At 61.6% G+C, this 16,577-nt stretch carries 8 protein-coding genes; 1 reads left to right on the plus strand and 7 read right to left on the minus strand.

The features are described from left to right. Nucleotides 1-2 precede the first annotated feature (2 nt). From SH292x_RS18205 to SH292x_RS18220, 4 genes are all read right to left on the minus strand, one after another. Nucleotides 3-1,325, minus strand: coding sequence for a type II secretion system F family protein (locus SH292x_RS18205; protein ID WP_442482445.1), 1,323 nt, complete (start codon nucleotides 1,323-1,325; stop codon nucleotides 3-5). 263 nt (nucleotides 1,326-1,588) lie between these two features. Then, entirely contained in the window at nucleotides 1,589-3,301 is a 1,713-nt protein-coding gene (locus SH292x_RS18210) for a GspE/PulE family protein (protein ID WP_442482446.1), read from the minus strand. A gap of 190 nt (nucleotides 3,302-3,491) precedes the next feature. Then, the gene (locus SH292x_RS18215; protein WP_442482447.1) at nucleotides 3,492-4,601 is read right to left on the minus strand and encodes a type IV pilus twitching motility protein PilT; all 1,110 of its coding nucleotides are present in this window, start codon (nucleotides 4,599-4,601) and stop codon (nucleotides 3,492-3,494) included. 477 nt (nucleotides 4,602-5,078) lie between these two features. Continuing rightward, complete coding sequence (locus tag SH292x_RS18220) at nucleotides 5,079-6,776, minus strand: GspE/PulE family protein (protein WP_442482448.1); 1,698 nt, start codon at nucleotides 6,774-6,776, stop codon at nucleotides 5,079-5,081. Nucleotides 6,777-7,198: 422 nt separating this feature from the next. Here SH292x_RS18220 and uvrA point away from each other — a divergent pair, with 422 nt between their 5' ends. Further along, the gene (uvrA, locus tag SH292x_RS18225) at nucleotides 7,199-9,994 is read left to right on the plus strand and encodes an excinuclease ABC subunit UvrA (protein ID WP_442482449.1); all 2,796 of its coding nucleotides are present in this window, start codon (nucleotides 7,199-7,201) and stop codon (nucleotides 9,992-9,994) included. Between the two features lie 250 nt (nucleotides 9,995-10,244). Here the strand turns inward: uvrA and SH292x_RS18230 are convergent, their stop codons facing one another. The 3 genes from SH292x_RS18230 to pilM form a co-directional block, all read right to left on the minus strand. Next, nucleotides 10,245-12,299, minus strand: coding sequence for a hypothetical protein (locus tag SH292x_RS18230; protein ID WP_442482450.1), 2,055 nt, complete (start codon nucleotides 12,297-12,299; stop codon nucleotides 10,245-10,247). A 74-nt stretch (nucleotides 12,300-12,373) separates the two neighbouring features. Further along, nucleotides 12,374-13,897, minus strand: a complete 1,524-nt coding sequence (locus SH292x_RS18235; protein ID WP_442482451.1) for a hypothetical protein — start codon at nucleotides 13,895-13,897, stop codon at nucleotides 12,374-12,376. 76 nt (nucleotides 13,898-13,973) lie between these two features. Beyond that, nucleotides 13,974-16,325, minus strand: a complete 2,352-nt coding sequence (gene pilM, locus SH292x_RS18240; protein ID WP_442482452.1) for a pilus assembly protein PilM — start codon at nucleotides 16,323-16,325, stop codon at nucleotides 13,974-13,976. Between the last annotated feature and the right edge of the window lie 252 nt (nucleotides 16,326-16,577).

Genomic DNA, 16,577 nt, shown 5'->3' on the forward strand with positions numbered 1-16,577 from the left:
GACTAGCTCAAACCTTCGATCAGCTTCACTAGCGGGATGAACAGGGCGATGACGATGAAGCCGACCATGCCGCCCAGGATGATGATCAGGATCGGTTCCATCAGCTTCGTCAGGCTGTCCGTCAGCACGGCGACTTCTTCGTCGTACACGTCGGCCACCTTGTAAAGCATCGTGTCGAGCTCGCCCGTTTCCTCACCGACGTCCACCATGTTCACCACGATGTCGTCGACGATGCGCTGCTTGTACTTCATCAGGTAAATCAGCGCGCCAAGCACCGGAATCGACGTGATCCAGAAGAATAGCGCCACCGGATGGAAGCCGGGCGTGCTGTTCTCCTTCATGGGCTTGGCGATCGACTCGCCCTCGCGAATCGCCTCGCTGATGCGGGTATACATTCGCTCGAACACGGCGTTGCCCGCCGTGTCGCGGGTGATGTTCAGGGCTTCGAGAATCGGCACGCCCGAGGCGACCAGCGTGCCGAGCGTTCGCGCGGTGCGGGCCATCGTGTTCTTCTCGAACAGGCCGCCGAAGATCGGCACCTTGATGATGTACTGGTCCCAACCCATGCGGCCCTGCTTGAACTTGCGGACCAGTTTGATGAACAACCAGATGCTGGTCGGAATCAACGGGATCAAGTACCAGAACTGCACGGTCCACTTCGACATGTTCACCAGCAGCTTGGTCATGTCGGGGAGTTCGAGGTCGAACTCGGTGAAGATCTGCTCGAAGCTCGGCACGATGAAGATCAAGATCATCGTCAAGATCAACACGGCGATGCCCACCACGAACACCGGGTAGATCATCGCGCCTTTGACCTTCCGCTTAAGCGACTCGGCCCGTTCCTGGAAGTCGGCTAGACGCTGAAGGATGAGTTCGAGCGCACCGCCGGCCTCGCCGGCTTTGATCATGTTGACGTACAACCGATTGAAGCACTTGGGGCTCTTCGCCATCGCTTCGGACAGCGTCGAACCGGCTTCGATTTCGTCGCAGGTGTCTTCGAGCGAGTACTTCAGTCGGCCTGGCTTGGCCTGCGTGGCCAAAATGCGGAGCGAGCGCAGAATCGGCAGGCCGGCGTCCTGGAGAATCGAGAGCTGGCGGGTGAACGTGGTGAGGTCTTTGCTCTTCACGCTGCCGAACACGAAGCCCCGCTTCTTCTTCGCCGGGCCGGTGTCTTCCTTCTTGCGGCTCTTCTTGACGGAAATCTTCGTCACGAAGTAGCCCATTTGGCGAATAGTCGCCTGCGCTTCTTCCTCGGTCCCCGCCTCGATCACGTCTTTGATCTCGGCACCCGTGGCGTCCATCGCTTCGAATTGGAAAGTAGGCATGGCTCGTAGAACGGAACTCATTCCGTTCGGGGGTTAAGTGTTACAGGTCGCTCTCTATCTCAAACTCTCTCAGGCGAGCATTCCTAAGGCGAGCGGGGACCGTAAGGGCCGTGGTCGCGTCGCAGTTAATCTCGCTTACTACTGCTCGATCTCGTTCACGCGTTCTTAATGGCAGCGGAGATCCTTCAGTCGCTTAGGCTCCATCAGGATGACATAGGATGCCGAGACTCCCTCAGGATGACACAACCGCTTGCCGTTGTACGTTACGCCTCCAAAATCGTCTCGCGAATCACTTCTTCCGGCGTGGTGGTTCCTTCGAGCGCGGCTTGCAGGCCGGCGGTGCGGAGGGTGACCATTCCATGTTTCTCGGCTGCCTTACGAAGTTCTTCCGTTTGGCAGTTCTCCATGATCATGTCGCGGAGATCGTTGTTCATGATCATCAGCTCGAACAAACCAACGCGGCCTTTGTAGCCCGTGTTGTTGCAGACTTCGCAGCCGCTACCACGATAGAACTTCTTGCCCTTCATCTGCTCGGGGGTGATCTCCATGTCGTCGAGCACTTCTTGCGAAGGGTGGTACTCTTCGCGGCAGTTCTTGCAGACCCGGCGGACCAGTCGCTGGGCCAAAATGGCCTCGACCGTCGCCGTGATAAGGAACGTTGGGACGCCCATATCTTTGAGTCGCGTAATGGTGCTGGGGGCGTCGTTCGTGTGCAGCGTGCTGAACACCAAGTGGCCGGTGAGCGACGCCTGCACGGCGATTTCCGCCGTCTCCAGATCGCGAATCTCACCCACCAGGATCTTGTCGGGGTCTTGCCGCAGGATGGCACGCAGGCACTGTGCGAACGTATTGCCAATCGACGCATCGATCGGCACCTGGATGATGCCATCCATGTCGTACTCCACCGGGTCCTCGGTGGTGATCAGCTTGTCCTCGATGCTGTTCAGTTCGTTGAGCGCCGAATAGAGCGTGGTGGTCTTGCCCGAACCGGTCGGCCCGGTGACCAGCACGATGCCGTTGGGTTTCTTGATGGCGTCGCGGAACTTGGCCATCGTATCGGCGTTGAGGCCGACCTTCGCCAGGTCGAGCGACACCACCGAACGATCAAGCACCCGCATAACCACGCTCTCGCCGAACATCGTCGGCAGCACGCTCACACGCAAGTCGACCGGGTGGCCACCGACGGTCAACTCGATGCGTCCGTCCTGCGGCATGCGTCGCTCGGCGATGTCGAGGTTCGCCATCACTTTGATACGCGTCGTAATCGCGAACGCCAGGTGACGCGGGGGCGGCACCATTTCGTAAAGCACGCCATCGGCCTTGATGCGGATGCGGAACTCGTCTTCGAACGGCTCGAAGTGCAAGTCGCTCGCGTGATCCTTAATCGCCAGCAGCAGCACCATGTTCAGCAGCTTGCGAACCGGCGCGCTATCGGCGAGGGCTTCGACGCTCGTCAGGTCGATCGGCCCGTCTTTGTTGATCTCGGCCGCCGCGCGAGCCAAGTCTGTATCGGCTTCGAGGTCACCCACCAGGCTCTCGACGCTCTCGGTGTTCTCGCCGTAGTAGCGCTCGAGCGCGGCGTTCAAGCTGGCGTCGGTCGTCACCGCGACGCGGATGTTGTAACCCAGGAACGTCCGCAACTCGTCCTGCACCGCCAAATTCTGCGGATTGCTCATGGCGACGGTGAGCGTGTTGCCGTCGAACTCGGTCGGAATGATGCGGTACATCTGGGCCATTGGCTCGGTGACCATGGCCAGCACCTTCTTGTCGATCGTCAGGTCCGAGACCGTGACGACGCGAAGGCCCATCTGCTCGCCGAGCGCCTGAGCGACCTGCTCGTCGTTCACCAGACCCATGTCCATCGCGACGCGGCCGAACAACTGCCCAGGCTGCTGCTTTTGCTCGTCGATCAGCAGTTCAAGCTGCTCGTCGGACAAGTAGCCCATGTCGACCAGAATCTGTCCAATACGCCGCATTGCCATAGTCGAGTCTTACGCGATGAGTTCTATGTAGTTTGTAAAGCCTGCGAACTGTGTCACTCTGAGGGAGCAGCCCCTCGTGTCATCCTGAGCGAGCCTAAGCGACTGAAGGATCTACTTTGCCTTCGGCGAGATTCTTCCGTCGTTGAAACTCCTTCAGAATGACAGGTACCGGTTACTTTGTTTGTTACTGCGCCATCTCTTCGGTTGGCATGTCGTCGAACATTCCGCGCTCGGCGGCTGCGAACCGTGCGGCCAGTTCTTCGGGGTTGTTGCATTTGGCGATGCAGTCTTCTTTGCTGACGATGCCGTCTTTCCACAACTGGAAGATGTGATCGTCCAGCAGCTTCATGCCGAACTTCGCACCCGTTTGAATCTGCGACGTGATGCGGAAAATCTTGTTCTCGCGAATCAGGTTGGCGATACCGGGCGTCACCACCAGCACCTCGTGCGCGGCGACACGGCCACCACCGATCTTCTTGAGCAGTTGCTGCGACAAGATGCCAATGATCGAGCTCGCGAGCTGCGTCCGAATCTGATCCTGCTGGTGCGTTGGGAACACGTCGATGATGCGGTTGATCGTGCCGGCGGCGCTCGAAGTGTGGAGCGTGCCAAACACGATGTGGCCCGTTTCGGCCGCCGTGATGGCCGCCTCGATGGTCTCGAGGTCGCGCATTTCGCCCACCAGGATCACGTCAGGGTCCTGACGCAGTGCCCGGCGAATCGCCTCGGCAAAGCTCGTGACGTCCACGCCCACTTCGCGCTGATTGATGGTCGACTTCTTGTGGTTGTGCTGAAACTCGATCGGGTCTTCGATCGTGATGATGTGGTGGTCGACGTTCTCGTTCAGGTAGTCGACCATCGCCGCCAGCGACGTCGATTTACCCGAGCCCGTCGGCCCGGTGACCAGCACCAGTCCACGCGGCCGCGTGATCATCTTCTTGAACACTTCGGGGATCTTCAGCTGATCCATCGTCCACAGGTCGACGGGAATCTGCCGCAGCACCATCGCCACTTTGCCGCGCTGCCGAAAGATCGACACGCGGAAGCGGGCTTGGTCGCCGAAGGCAAAACCGAAGTCGGTACTACCGGTTTCCTGGAACTCCTGCTGGCAGCGTTCGGGCGTGATGCTTTTCATCAGGCCCATGGTGTCCTCGGGTTCGAGCACCTTGGTCTTGAGTTTCTGCATCCGACCATGCAAACGCACCACCGGCGGCTGGCCCACCGTGATGTGCAAGTCGCTGGCCCCCTGCTTGATAGCAGCGGAGAGCAGTTTGTCGATTAGAATGGTGCCCATATCCGATAGCTTCCTCGGCGTGCGAACAAAAGACGTACCACGACCACGGCGGTCGTCGAGCGAGCCGGCTACTGCGAGGAAGTTTCCTGTTCCGTTTCTCTCTCAGCCCCAGCGCTCTCCTGCACCCCTGCGCGGAAAGACGATGGCGATGAAAGCCGACCTGACGACGTCGACTGCCGAGGGCACGTTCACCCCGCTGTTCACCCCTGGCTTGGGCGAGTAGCAGTCGGCGCCTGGCAGCCGACCACGCGCCTGTGACGAGCGGCCGGTAATGGATTATTCGCCTCCTCGCGAGGCGACTCAAGTCTCGATTTTACTTCAAGTTAATGCGTTTCGCGCTATCCTGGTCACCAGTTGGCTCGCCGATGGGGGCTCCAGCTTGCCCCGGTCGAGAGGGACCCAGCCGGCATCGGCGGAGGTGTGTCGTTTGCCCTGGCGGGGCGAAGCTTGGACTCCGTCGGCGGGGATCCGCCGCGGCTAGGTGGTCTTCTTGGCGACGCGGAACACTTCGTCGATGGTCGTGATGCCTTTGGAAACCTTCAGCAGGGCGTCGTCGTAAAGCGTTGTCATCCCCAGCTTTATGGCTTCTTTGCGGAGTTCCTGAGTCGATGCCCCCTGGAAGGTGAGCTCGCGAATGCGGGAACTCATTGTCATCAATTCGAACACACCAAGCCGTCCCCGGTAGCCGCTTCCGCCACAGTGACTACACCCCCTGCCCTTCATGAACGTGGCCCCTTCGAGCAGCTCGGGAGTGAATCCAGCGGCCTGCAGTTCAGCGTCGCGATAGGTGTGAGGTTGCTTACATTTTGCGCAAATCACGCGTACCAGACGCTGGGCCAAAATGCCCACGACACTTCCCGCGACCAGGTAGGAGGGGACACCCATATCGACCATACGTGTAATGGCACCGGGCGCATCGTTCGTGTGTAGCGTACTGAATACAAGGTGTCCAGTTAAAGACGCCTGAATTCCCATGCTGGCAGTCTCGTAATCCCGCATCTCGCCCACCAGGATCACGTTCGGTGCCTGACGTAGCATTGCCCGAATGATCAGGGCGAAGTCGAGCCCGATCGAGTGCCTGACCTCCACCTGATTGATGCCAGGCAGGTAGTACTCCACCGGATCCTCGGCCGTGATGATTTTGCGGTCGGGCCGGTTGAGTTCGTTGAGCGCCGCGTACAGCGTGGTCGTCTTTCCGGAGCCCGTCGGACCTGTCACCAAAAGGATACCGTTCGGCCGGCGGATCAGGTTGCGGAATACCTTGAAGTCTCGCTCCGACAATCCAAGCTGGCGGACACCGACCTTGATGTTGTCCTTGTCCAACAGCCGCATCACGCACGACTGCCCGTGGTTGGTCGGGAGCATGCTGACGCGGAGGTCGAGCTCCTTGCCGCCGGCGGTGATCTTAATGCGGCCGTCCTGGGTCCTGCGGCGTTCCGCAATATCCATCCGGGCCAAAATCTTGATGCGGGAGAGCAGTGCCCCCAACAACCGGCGGGGCGGGCTGTCGCGTTCGACCAGCACGCCGTCGATGCGGTAACGGATGCGGACCCGGTCTTCGAACGGTTCGACGTGGATGTCGCTTGCCCGGAGCTGCACCGCCTCGCCGATCATGAGCTGTACCAAACGGACGATCGGGGCGCTTGCCTCGTCCACGGTGTCGTCGTCGTCTCCGCCGTCCCCCTCTTCGGTCTCGGTGAAGTCGATGGCCGTATCGGTGAACTCCTGCAGCATCGAGTCCGCCGACTCGTCGCCAATCTGGCCGTAGTTGCGGTTAATGGCCTCGAGGATGCTTTCGCGGGTCGCCAGCGCGATTTCGATTTTGCGGTTCAGGATGAACTGCAGCTTGTCGATGGTGTCGAAATCCTGCGGGTCGCTCACCAGCACCCGCAGCACGCCGTTCTCTTCCGACAGCGGAATCACCGCGTTTTCGCGGGCGACCGACTCCGGGACCAGTTCCACCACTGCCGGCGGGATCGCCACGTCGCGGAGGTCGTAGTAGTCGTAGCCATCGCGGGCCGCCAGGGCCTGCATGATCTGCTCGCTCGAGGCGTAGCCCAACTGCACCAGGGCATCCTGAGGCTTGATGCGCTGCGAAATCGAGTGGCTCTTCGCTTCAGCCCACTGTTCGCCGCTGATAAGTCCCTGCTTGACGAGGTATTGGCCCAGGTCCATGTATTGCTATCGGGGTTCGAAGGTGTCGGGAGCGAGAAACGAGCGTGGGCAGCGAGGATAATGTAACAGGTTTCGCCTAAGGCGTGTTCGGTAGCCGGGGCGCTACCTATTGCCAGCCGCCTGCATTCGCCGCCTATAGGTCCGAGGGAGCGAGAAGCCTGGTAGCGACGACGTTCCGGAATCGACGCTAACTCCCTATCCTATATAGACTAATGTCGATTGGAGCCGGTGTCAACTAATGGGGGATTTGGGGGGCGGGGGTAGGCGCATTACAGGGCTCCGAGGCTGGTGTCGGACCGGCTCGCATTCGGCGGCAGCCGGGGCTCGGGCATGCTTTAACCCTTATAGCCGCCACGGGGTTGGGTTATACTGCCGGATTGCGCCACAGGCTCCCATCGTCCACCGTGTGACAGCAATTCCTTATGCCCGAGTCGGCTACCAGCTCGAACGGTCACATCCGCATTCGCGGGGCGCGGACGCACAACCTGGCCAACGTCGACGTCGACATCCCCCGTAACCAGCTGGTGGTCATCACCGGCGTTTCGGGCAGCGGTAAGAGCTCCCTGGCGTTTGACACCCTGTTGGCCGAGGGGCAGCGGCAGTACATCGACTCGCTGAGCGTCTACACCCGGCAATTCTTCGACCAGCTGGAAAGGCCCGACGTCGACTCGATCGAGGGTCTTCAGCCGGCAGTCGCGGTGGACCAGAGCGCCGGGAGCCACAACGCTCGCAGCACGGTGGGCACCGTAACCGAGGTCTACGACCACCTGCGAGTGCTGTTCAGCCGCGCGGGGTCGCTCGCCTGCCCCGAGTGCAACACGGTGATCGAGCAGCAATCGCCCGCCGAGATCGAGGCGTCCATCGCCGCGATGCCGACCGACTCGCGGGTGATGATCGTCGCGCCGCTGGTCCGGGGTCGCAAGGGCATGCACAGTGAGGTGCTCGACGCCGCGCGAAAGGCTGGCTTCGCGAGGGTGCGCATCGACGGGGCCACCTATCCCATCGACGAGATCCCCGAACTCGGCGCGCGAAAGACGCACGACATCTCCGCCGTGGTCGATCGGATTGTCATCCGCGAAGGAATCGAGAAGCGACTCGCCGAGTCGGTGCGGCTTGCGCTGAAGCATGGCGATGGGGTGCTGGAGATTGTCTATCAGCTTCGCGAAAACGGCGAGCGCGAGGACGAGTGGCACGAGCGAGTGTTCAGCACGCAGTTCGCCTGCCCCCGCTGCGGCACCAGCGTCGCCGAAGTCGAACCACGCACGTTCAGCTTCAACAGTCCCTACGGCGCGTGCCCCGAGTGCAGTGGGCTTGGCGTTAGCGAGGGTTTCGATCCCGAACTGGTGCTCCCCGATCTCACACGATCGCTAGCGGGCGGGGCGATTGCACCCTGGCGGGGCGAAGCCAAGTCGCGGGCCGACAAGCACGCCACCCTGCTCGCTGGGTTCGACCAAGACGCAAAGCTCGAGACCTGGACCGAGAAGCGACTGCAAGAACTACTGACCGGCGATGGCAAGAAGTTCCGCGGGTTGCTACTTGAACTAGAAATCGAATGGGCGGGCGCGAAGAGCGACAAACTTCGCGAGCATCTCGGCACCTTCCGTGGCGAAGTCACCTGTGCCGACTGCCGCGGAACTCGACTCGGTCGTGCCGCGCGGACGAGCCGTGTGGGTGGGCTCACCATCGACGAACTCACCGCCCTCACCATCTCCGCCACCAAGAAGTTCTTCGACGAAGTCGCCTTCGATGCCGACCGCCAGCCCATCGCGAAGCCACTAGTGCGCGAGATCCAGCATCGACTGGCGTATCTCGAAAAAGCCGGCGTTGGTTACCTCGCACTCAATCGCCGCGCGGACACGCTCAGCGGAGGCGAGCTACAGCGCGTCCGGCTAGCAACGGCCATCGGCTCGGGTCTCGTGGGCGTGATGTACCTGCTCGACGAACCCTCGATTGGGCTGCATCCGCGAGACAATGGCCGATTGATCGAGACGCTCCGCGAACTGCAGCAGCAGGGGAACTCGGTGATCGTGGTCGAGCACGAAGAGGCCTTCATGCGGGCCGCCGATTACCTGATCGACTGTGGTCCTGGTGCGGGGCGTGATGGTGGGCATGTCGTGGCTACCGGCACCCCGAACGAAGTGGCCCAGCATCCCGAGTCGCTCACCGGTAAGTACCTCGCCCACGACGAGAACGGCCATTTCCGTCCGGCCCGCAAGGCACTCAAGACCAAACGATTAGTGCTCGAAGGGGCAACGCTCCATAACCTCAAGGACGCCACGCTCGACATCCCGCTGGGCCTCATGACCTGCGTAACGGGCGTGAGCGGAAGTGGGAAGAGCTCGCTGGTGATCGAGACGCTTGCCCGCCAACTCGCAAGGCAGCTTCACGGCGCGATCGCCAAGCCGGGGCCGTTCCGTTCGCTTCGCGGCACGTCGGCCATCGATCGGGCGGTGCTGGTCGACCAATCCCCTATCGGCCGGACGCCCCGCAGCAACGCGGCGACGTACACCGGCATCTTCGACGACATTCGCAAAATCTTCGCCGGCACCAAACTCGCCCGGCAGCGTGGCTGGCAGATCGGCCGGTTCAGCTTCAACGTCAGTGGCGGGCGATGCGACGACTGTCAGGGACAGGGGCTCAAGAAAATCGAGATGAACTTCCTGCCCGACCTATTCATTGAGTGCCCCACCTGCCACGGTGCGCGGTTCAATCGCGAGACTCTGCGTGTCACCTACCGCGGCAAGTCGATCGCCGAGGTGCTGGACCTCTCGATTGGCGAAGCGGTTGAGTTCTTCGAAAACTTCGGCAGCGTCAAACGTTTACTCCAAGCGCTCGTCGACGTGGGACTCGACTACTTACCGCTGGGTCAACCTTCGACCACGCTCTCCGGAGGGGAAGCGCAGCGCATCAAGCTCGCCACCGAGCTGGGCCGGCCAGTTGCCGGACATACGCTCTACATTCTCGACGAACCCACCACGGGACTGCATCCGCACAACGTCGAGCAACTTCTGGGGGTGCTCCACCAACTGGTCGACGCAGGGAACACGGTCGTCGTGATCGAACACCAGACCTCGGTCATGCGATCCGCCGACTGGCTGATCGATCTTGGTCCTGAAGGAGGCTCAGGCGGTGGCGAAGTCGTCTTCGCGGGCCCCCCCTGTGAGATCGTCGACTGCACGGCAAGTCACACGGGCCAGTGGCTACGCGATAACGGGTAGGGAGCACGTAGTCGTAGGCCAGTAGGCCGGATCAAGCTCCGCGCCGATCCGGCGCTTCACGTTCAGGTGCTGGAGACGACATCAATCGTGTCCAGCGACCTGATGCCGGGATTCGCGCTTTCGAATGACACTAGCAAAGCGAAACCGCCGGCAAACTGCCAATAGCCGGATCGGCGCGGAGCTTGATCCGGCCTACTTGCTTCGAAATGACACGCGCGGAGGCTCGGATAGGGACGAATATTCATCGCCCTTAGAAATCAAACTCACCACCGCCGCCACGACCACCACCACGTCCGGGGTCGAATCCGCCGGCTCCCGCCTCGCCAGGTTCCGTCTCGGCGAACACCGCGCGGTGGATGGCGACGTCGATCTCGTCATCGAGTTCGTCGCGAAGGAACATTCGGCCCGACGCGTCCATTAGCAGGGCATGCGTCGGCTCTTTGAGTTCGCGGGTGTAGCTGTCGCCACCATCGAGGTCGAGCACCACGACGCCGGTGTCGATCGGGAAGTTCTCGACCTTCTCAATCATTCGCCCCTGCTGGACGAGCACTTCGACGGGGCCTTGGTAGTTCATCACCGCGCCGCGGCGCGTCGCAGGCATTTCGATCGAACCCTGCATGGCATTGCCCTTGGGGTCGACGCTAAACGACTCGACGAGCATCGTCGCCTCGGGCTCGGTGTAGTAGCCCGTACGTGGTGGCTTCGACTCGGCGACGCGAACGATACCGGCCTGCGGCACGGCAATCGTCATGCTCGGCTCGCTCCACTCGGTGTAGATCGCAGGGCCGCGTTTGCGGCTCTGTACGGTTTGGTCGAGCTGGTCGAGCGGTACCTGGTAGTTGGGATCACTCAGAATCATCTTCACGCGGTACTTATATCGTTTGCCGGGCTGCACGGTGAGGTCGAAGAACCGAAGCATCAGGAAGGGGACATCGACGATCATTTCGCCATTCTCATCGAACTGCGCGCTACCCGCGCCCATCGCTGCGCCACGACCACCCCCACCCATCGCGCGTCCGCCTCCACCCATGGGGCGACCACCGCCACGGCCGCCAAACTCAGCGCCGCCCCCCATGGGGCGACCGCGACCGCCGCCGGCGAAGCCAGCGCCACCACGGCCCGCCGGACCGGCTCCACCCGCAGCGCCACCGAACGCGTTGCCGAAGTCGAGATCCTCTTCGCCGCCGGGTGCCGCACCTTCGGCCTCGACGGGCTGTTCGTTCATCATCTCCCGCTCGACATCGATGGCCAGCGGAACGGCAGACATGTAGGCCATCTCGCCCCAATTGCGGGCGACCAGCGGAGCCAGTGGTACCGTGAGCGACTCATGGGCGTAGCGTGGGTCGAATTCGTCCTCCATGCCTTGCGCCCAGTTGAAGGTCATGCGATTGATCATGTCGTTGGCCGAGGTCACCGCCGGCAGGCTCCGCGCCGTGTCGCCTTCGATGTTGTAGTGCCCGTTGGGGAATGCCAGCTTCGTCCACTTGAGCTCACCATCGCCCGTCACTTCCGCCCGTTCGACTAAGTAGCCAAGGTACTGCGGAAAATCCTTACCGGGATCGTAGAACCGCGTCTCCTTGAGCACCTTCTTGTACTCCTTGAGCTGCTCGGGCAGCGGCACCTTCGCCATCACCACGGCACAAGACAACTTGCGGATAAGATCGTCTTCAGTCACGTCGACGCCAGCTCGCGGAAGCGTGGTGGCCACGGGGCGTTGGTTCGGATTGGCTAACGGATCTTCGAAACCGCGATCCATTGCACCGGGCTGTCCCGGGCGGCCCGCACGACGTTCTTCTTCACGCCGCTGTTCTTCTGCCTGAAGCGCTCGATCTCGCTCTAACTCAGCAGCCTCCCGCTGACGTTCCCGTTCTTTTTTTGCGGCTGTCTCCGCATCGAGAAACGCAAACAATCCCGTCACCGCGCTCCCTTCGAACTCCGTCACGGCCAGCAGCTTTGGATCCTTCCGCAGCTCCAACTTCGGAACAACGGGCGCGTCAAGGTTCTCACTTAGCAGATAAGGATCGCTGGGGATTTCGACAGACGCTACCGACTTCACCGGCTCGAACTCGCGAACTTCCTCGGGCGCGCTTTCCAGAGCTTCGGGCCACGTGAACTGGCTGACCGTGCTGCTGACCTGCTGCGACTTGGTCTTGAGGTTCTGCGCGCTTCGGTTCTCGGGGAGGGCCTCGTGGCTCATCGTGCCATACACGAGCCAAGCGGCAATTGCGACGACCAGCGCCATCACGACTTTTTCGCCATGACGCAGTGCCAGACCTTTAACGGCATCGAGTCCTTTGCCTTTCATGTTCTCTTCTCCCTTGCGAACGCTTGTTCGACTTAAATGCTAACCGTGTAATACTTCTGGATATTGTGCTGCGACTAAAGCGAAACGGACATGCTGGCGTCGGCTTCTCCCTCGCCCCCATCGCCACTTTCGAGCACCGCCGGATTGGGCGGGTTAAAGATCAACACCACGCCCTGGATGATCACGGGCTTCATGTTGGCCTTGCGGTCGAACACGTTGATTTGCTCGGCAGCTATGCCGCCACCAAAGGCACCACCACCGCCGAATGCGCCACCGCCGCCGCCAAATTCACCGCCGCGACCTCCACCTCCGCTACTGCCACCCGAGGCGTTGGCGGGGTCGACTCCGACGCGAACCTCGGTCACTTGGATTTGCAGGTCGGCGTTCGCCAGTTCGCTCATCAGCTTGGGAATGGCCGTGATGTCCATCCTTAGCACCATGCGAACCGGCAGACGCTTCAGTTCCTGGCCAAACGTCGCGGGGTCGAGCGGGGCGTCTTCGGCCATGACCGAGATCGGCGCGCCCTCGGCGTCGATGTAACGACGCGACAACCGCACCGCTTTCTCTTCGGCGTTGCTCAGCGGGGCATCGCCACCAGCCGAGCCCGTGTCGCCCCGGCCCAGCATCTCGCCGTCCATTCCCTCTTCCATGCCACCTTCGGCGGCCATGGGATCTTCCGTCAGCATGTCCCCGCCTTCTTCACCCGTTCCGGCGGTCGTGCTCTGCAGCCGCTCGATGCGGCCCTTTGTGCGGCTTTCTTTAGCGGCTTCGCGGCCGACTTGCATCGCGGCGATGTCGGTGATCAAGGCGTTGCTCTGACGATCGGCGTTCACCGATTCGTTGGTCGCAGCGACGGCGCGAAGCATCGTCTCGTAGACCCACAGGTCTTCCTGCGTCACCCAGATGCGCCAGTGCGACTGCGTGGTGGCCCAGTCCAGGTCCTTGCGAATCCGCTCCTGATCCTCGGGCGACCAGTAGACCGTGTACTCGACTTCGATGGGGTTACCGTTCTCGTCGTACTGCACCTCCGAGGTGTTGCTGAATCCACCCCCACCCGCACCGCCACCAAATCCACTGCGGCCAGCGCCGCCGCCAAACCCGGTGCCGGTACCGCGGTTGAGTGCCGCGGGGCCTTCTTCGACCAATTCGTTCGCGTCGATCAGTTTCGGCAGGTCCTTAAAGCGACCGCGGATGTAGTCGGTGTACTGTTCGCGGCGGAGCTGATCGATGTCGTCGCCGAACTGCTTACCTTCGACGAAGCTACGGAACGACTGCGGCAACTGCGGCGGCCACTTCAGCACCTCCTTTCGCTGGCGGTCGTACAGCTCCTGCCAAATCTTCTTGGTCTCTTCCGACAGCTCGGCGATCTCGGCTTGCTGCTGCTGGTTCACCGTGTCGTTGGGATGCAGCGCGCGGTTCGCGATCGTGTCCTGTGCCGAGAAGGCCGTGTTGATGGTGCCGAGGTTCGTTTGCTTCCGCTTGGCCAAATCTCCGGCGGCCAGGAACCAAACCACCGAGCTGATGAGCACGGCAAGACCCGAAAGCAACCAGAAGTGGTGCTTGGTCATCCAGGCCAGGATTACTCTTACTTGTTCCATCCGATTATCTCTCCAACCACGTTACGCGGGTTGCTATTGAAAGTATTGCGTGAAGCCCGTTGCTTAAACGATCCGGTTACTCGAACGACTCTGCACCATCCGCTGCCACGTTGGTCGGATTGTCGCGCTCGGTCCGCGGCTTGGGTTGCCAGACGAACTGCACCTTGAACGGGTAACGCCGCAGCTTCCAGTGCTCGGGCTTGGGCACCTCGGCAACGGGGGCGTTCCGTGCGGGCTGCGCGCCGAAGCCTGGCCGGGGTCCACCTGCTGCGTTCGCGGGGTCCTGCGACGCCACCCAGTCGCTCCACGCTTTCGAAGCCTCTTCGGGGGTCGACGCGTTGGGGTCGTACAACACGGCGACAGGGCGATAGCTGCTTATCATCACCGGGTAGACGATCCCCAAATCCTTCATCGCGTACTCTTTGGGCTGGCCCTTACTGTCGGGAAGCGTGACCGTCCCTTCGCGAAGGTTCTTGATCAACGTCCGGCGGACAAACTGCCCCGCTTCGTCTTCGAGGTTGAACTCGCCGGGGTTTTCGATATCGCTGTTGTGATAGTGGTAGCCGGTGAGCTGAACGACCCAGCCCGGGCCCGAGGGACCGGCCTCGACCATCTCGCCATCCACACCCGCTTCGGCACCGAGGTCCTCGGCCAGCGCTTGCTCGGCCAATTGGTCGGCAGCCGCGGCGTCCGATTCGGCCAGCTCTTCGCTACCCGCCTGCGCGGCCGCATCGACAGGAGCTTCGGCTTCGCCTTCGTCTTCCGCGGCGGCATCGCCCTCCGCAGTAGCGGCAGCGTCGGCTTCGGCAGCCGGGGCCGAGGCGTCAGCAGTCTTGATATTCGCCGCTTCCTTCAGCGCCGTACCCACTTCGGTGTACCAAGTGGAAACTTCGGGGAAGTACTCGCAGTCGATCGAATCGATGTGCAGCTCTGTCCGGTTCCGCACGTCTTCGGCCGTCATCTCGCGCTCGGCAATCGGGCGAGGATCCTTCGGCAGTGCCGTGTCGATCGCCTTCACCAGCTCAAGCCACAACAGCCGACCGTCGTCGTTGCTCCGCAGGTTCTTGCGAATAGTCAGCAGCTCGTCGAACTTCGCGGTGAGCGCCGAATGGGTCGAGGCGTACCCATCCGCTTGGCTCTTGGTGCTCGCGGCCTGCTTGAGCGCCACTTCCATTTCGCTGCCGACCACTTCGGTACTGCGGTAGCTGCTGGCGTGGCTGACGTAGTTCACGGTGAGCCCCAGCATCAGCACCGCCGCGGCGGCCACCGTCCACGGCTTCTTGCCGAGCACCAGCCGCTGGGTGACGATTTCTTGCGGCAGCAAGTTCGTGTTGAGCTTGCCCAGCCCCAAACCTTGCACGCACAGGCCATACGCCTCGGCGAAGCTCAGGTGGTTGGCCTGGAACTGCGGGGCAGCCGTGACGCTGCCACCGATCAGGCCGGGATACTCTTCGAGCATCACCACTTTCTGCTCGAGATTCTGCGACAAATAGCGCTGAAGGCCCGGCAGTCGCATGGGGTTACCCAAGGCAACAATATCGCCAATCTCGGCGTTCTTGTTGTTGTTCATGAAGAACCCGATCGACCGCTGGATTTCGGCCACCAGATCGCTGAACACGGGCCGCATCGCCTGGAACAGCGCCTTCGGGTCCTCGGCCTTCGTCGCGTTGCGCTTCAGGTGCTCGGCCTTCGTGAAGGTGAGCTGCATCTCCTTGGTCAGGGCACGCGTGAAGTGGCTGCCACCGATTGGGATGTTACGCTGCCACACGCGGAAGCCATTGGTCACCACTAGGTCGGTGGTCTCGGTGCCGAACGACAGCACCAGCAGGCTCTTCGGGGGGTGCTCGGGATCGTAGGGCGGGGCGTCTTCCAGATTGTTCATCCGGTCGAACACCGAGTAGTTGTAAATCGCCAGCGGCGCGAGCTGGATGTAGTCGACCTCGATGCCCGCCTCGGTCAGCGGACGGATCGCGCGGTGCACTTGATCGCGCTTCATCGCGAACAGACCGACTTCGGGATCCAGAGCGTAGCCTTCTTCCTGGCCGGCGCTCGCGAGTTGCTGGTAGTCCCACACCACGTCTTCGAGCGCGAAGGGAATCTGCTGCTTCGCCTCGTACTTGACGATGTCGGGGATCTTCTTCGCCTCGACCGGCGGCAGCTTGATGAACCGCGACAAACCGCTCTGACCCGGCACCGACACGGCAACGCGGTCGCCTTTGAGGTCGTTGCGCGAGACGAACGTCGCCACCGCCTCGGAGATCAGCGCCTCGCGATCGGCTTCGGGCTGCGTCAGGATCTTCGAGTATTCGACGAAGTCGAATGCCTCGACGACGATGCGATTGGTATCTTTCTCATGACGGCGACACCGCAGCGCTTTGAGCGCGCAGTTGCCGATATCGATACCCCAAACAGCACCACTCTTGGCCATGCTATCTCGTTCCTCTATTCCGATTTTCGAACCCCACACACCAGCCTACTTACTTTGTACGCAGGGTGGGCGGTCGACGTTCCGTAGTCTACGCGGGTACAACGGGGGATAAGTGCCGACCGCCGTGCGTCCATGGCGCACGACGAGGCCGGTGCGACCGTGGTCGCCAAATTGCCCCTAGGCTGTAACTTCCATTGTAATCGTTCGTTACGAAGTGTGTACCAGTTAATTTGGGGGTTCAGGGCACCCACC

It is taken from the genome of Aeoliella fuhlenseeensis (assembly GCF_052161615.1).
Taxonomy (GTDB): domain Bacteria; phylum Planctomycetota; class Planctomycetia; order Pirellulales; family Lacipirellulaceae; genus Aeoliella.

Coding starts and splice junctions, on each gene's coding strand:
- SH292x_RS18205 (WP_442482445.1), bottom strand. CDS start 1,325: ATGCCTACTTTCCAATTCGAAGCGATGGACGCCACGGGTGCCGAGATC.
- SH292x_RS18210 (WP_442482446.1), bottom strand. CDS start 3,301: ATGCGGCGTATTGGACAGATTCTGGTCGACATGGGCTACTTGTCCGAC.
- SH292x_RS18215 (WP_442482447.1), bottom strand. CDS start 4,601: ATGGGCACCATTCTAATCGACAAACTGCTCTCCGCTGCTATCAAGCAG.
- SH292x_RS18220 (WP_442482448.1), bottom strand. CDS start 6,776: ATGGACCTGGGCCAATACCTCGTCAAGCAGGGACTTATCAGCGGCGAA.
- uvrA (WP_442482449.1), top strand. CDS start 7,199: ATGCCCGAGTCGGCTACCAGCTCGAACGGTCACATCCGCATTCGCGGG.
- SH292x_RS18230 (WP_442482450.1), bottom strand. CDS start 12,299: ATGAAAGGCAAAGGACTCGATGCCGTTAAAGGTCTGGCACTGCGTCAT.
- SH292x_RS18235 (WP_442482451.1), bottom strand. CDS start 13,897: ATGGAACAAGTAAGAGTAATCCTGGCCTGGATGACCAAGCACCACTTC.
- pilM (WP_442482452.1), bottom strand. CDS start 16,325: ATGGCCAAGAGTGGTGCTGTTTGGGGTATCGATATCGGCAACTGCGCG.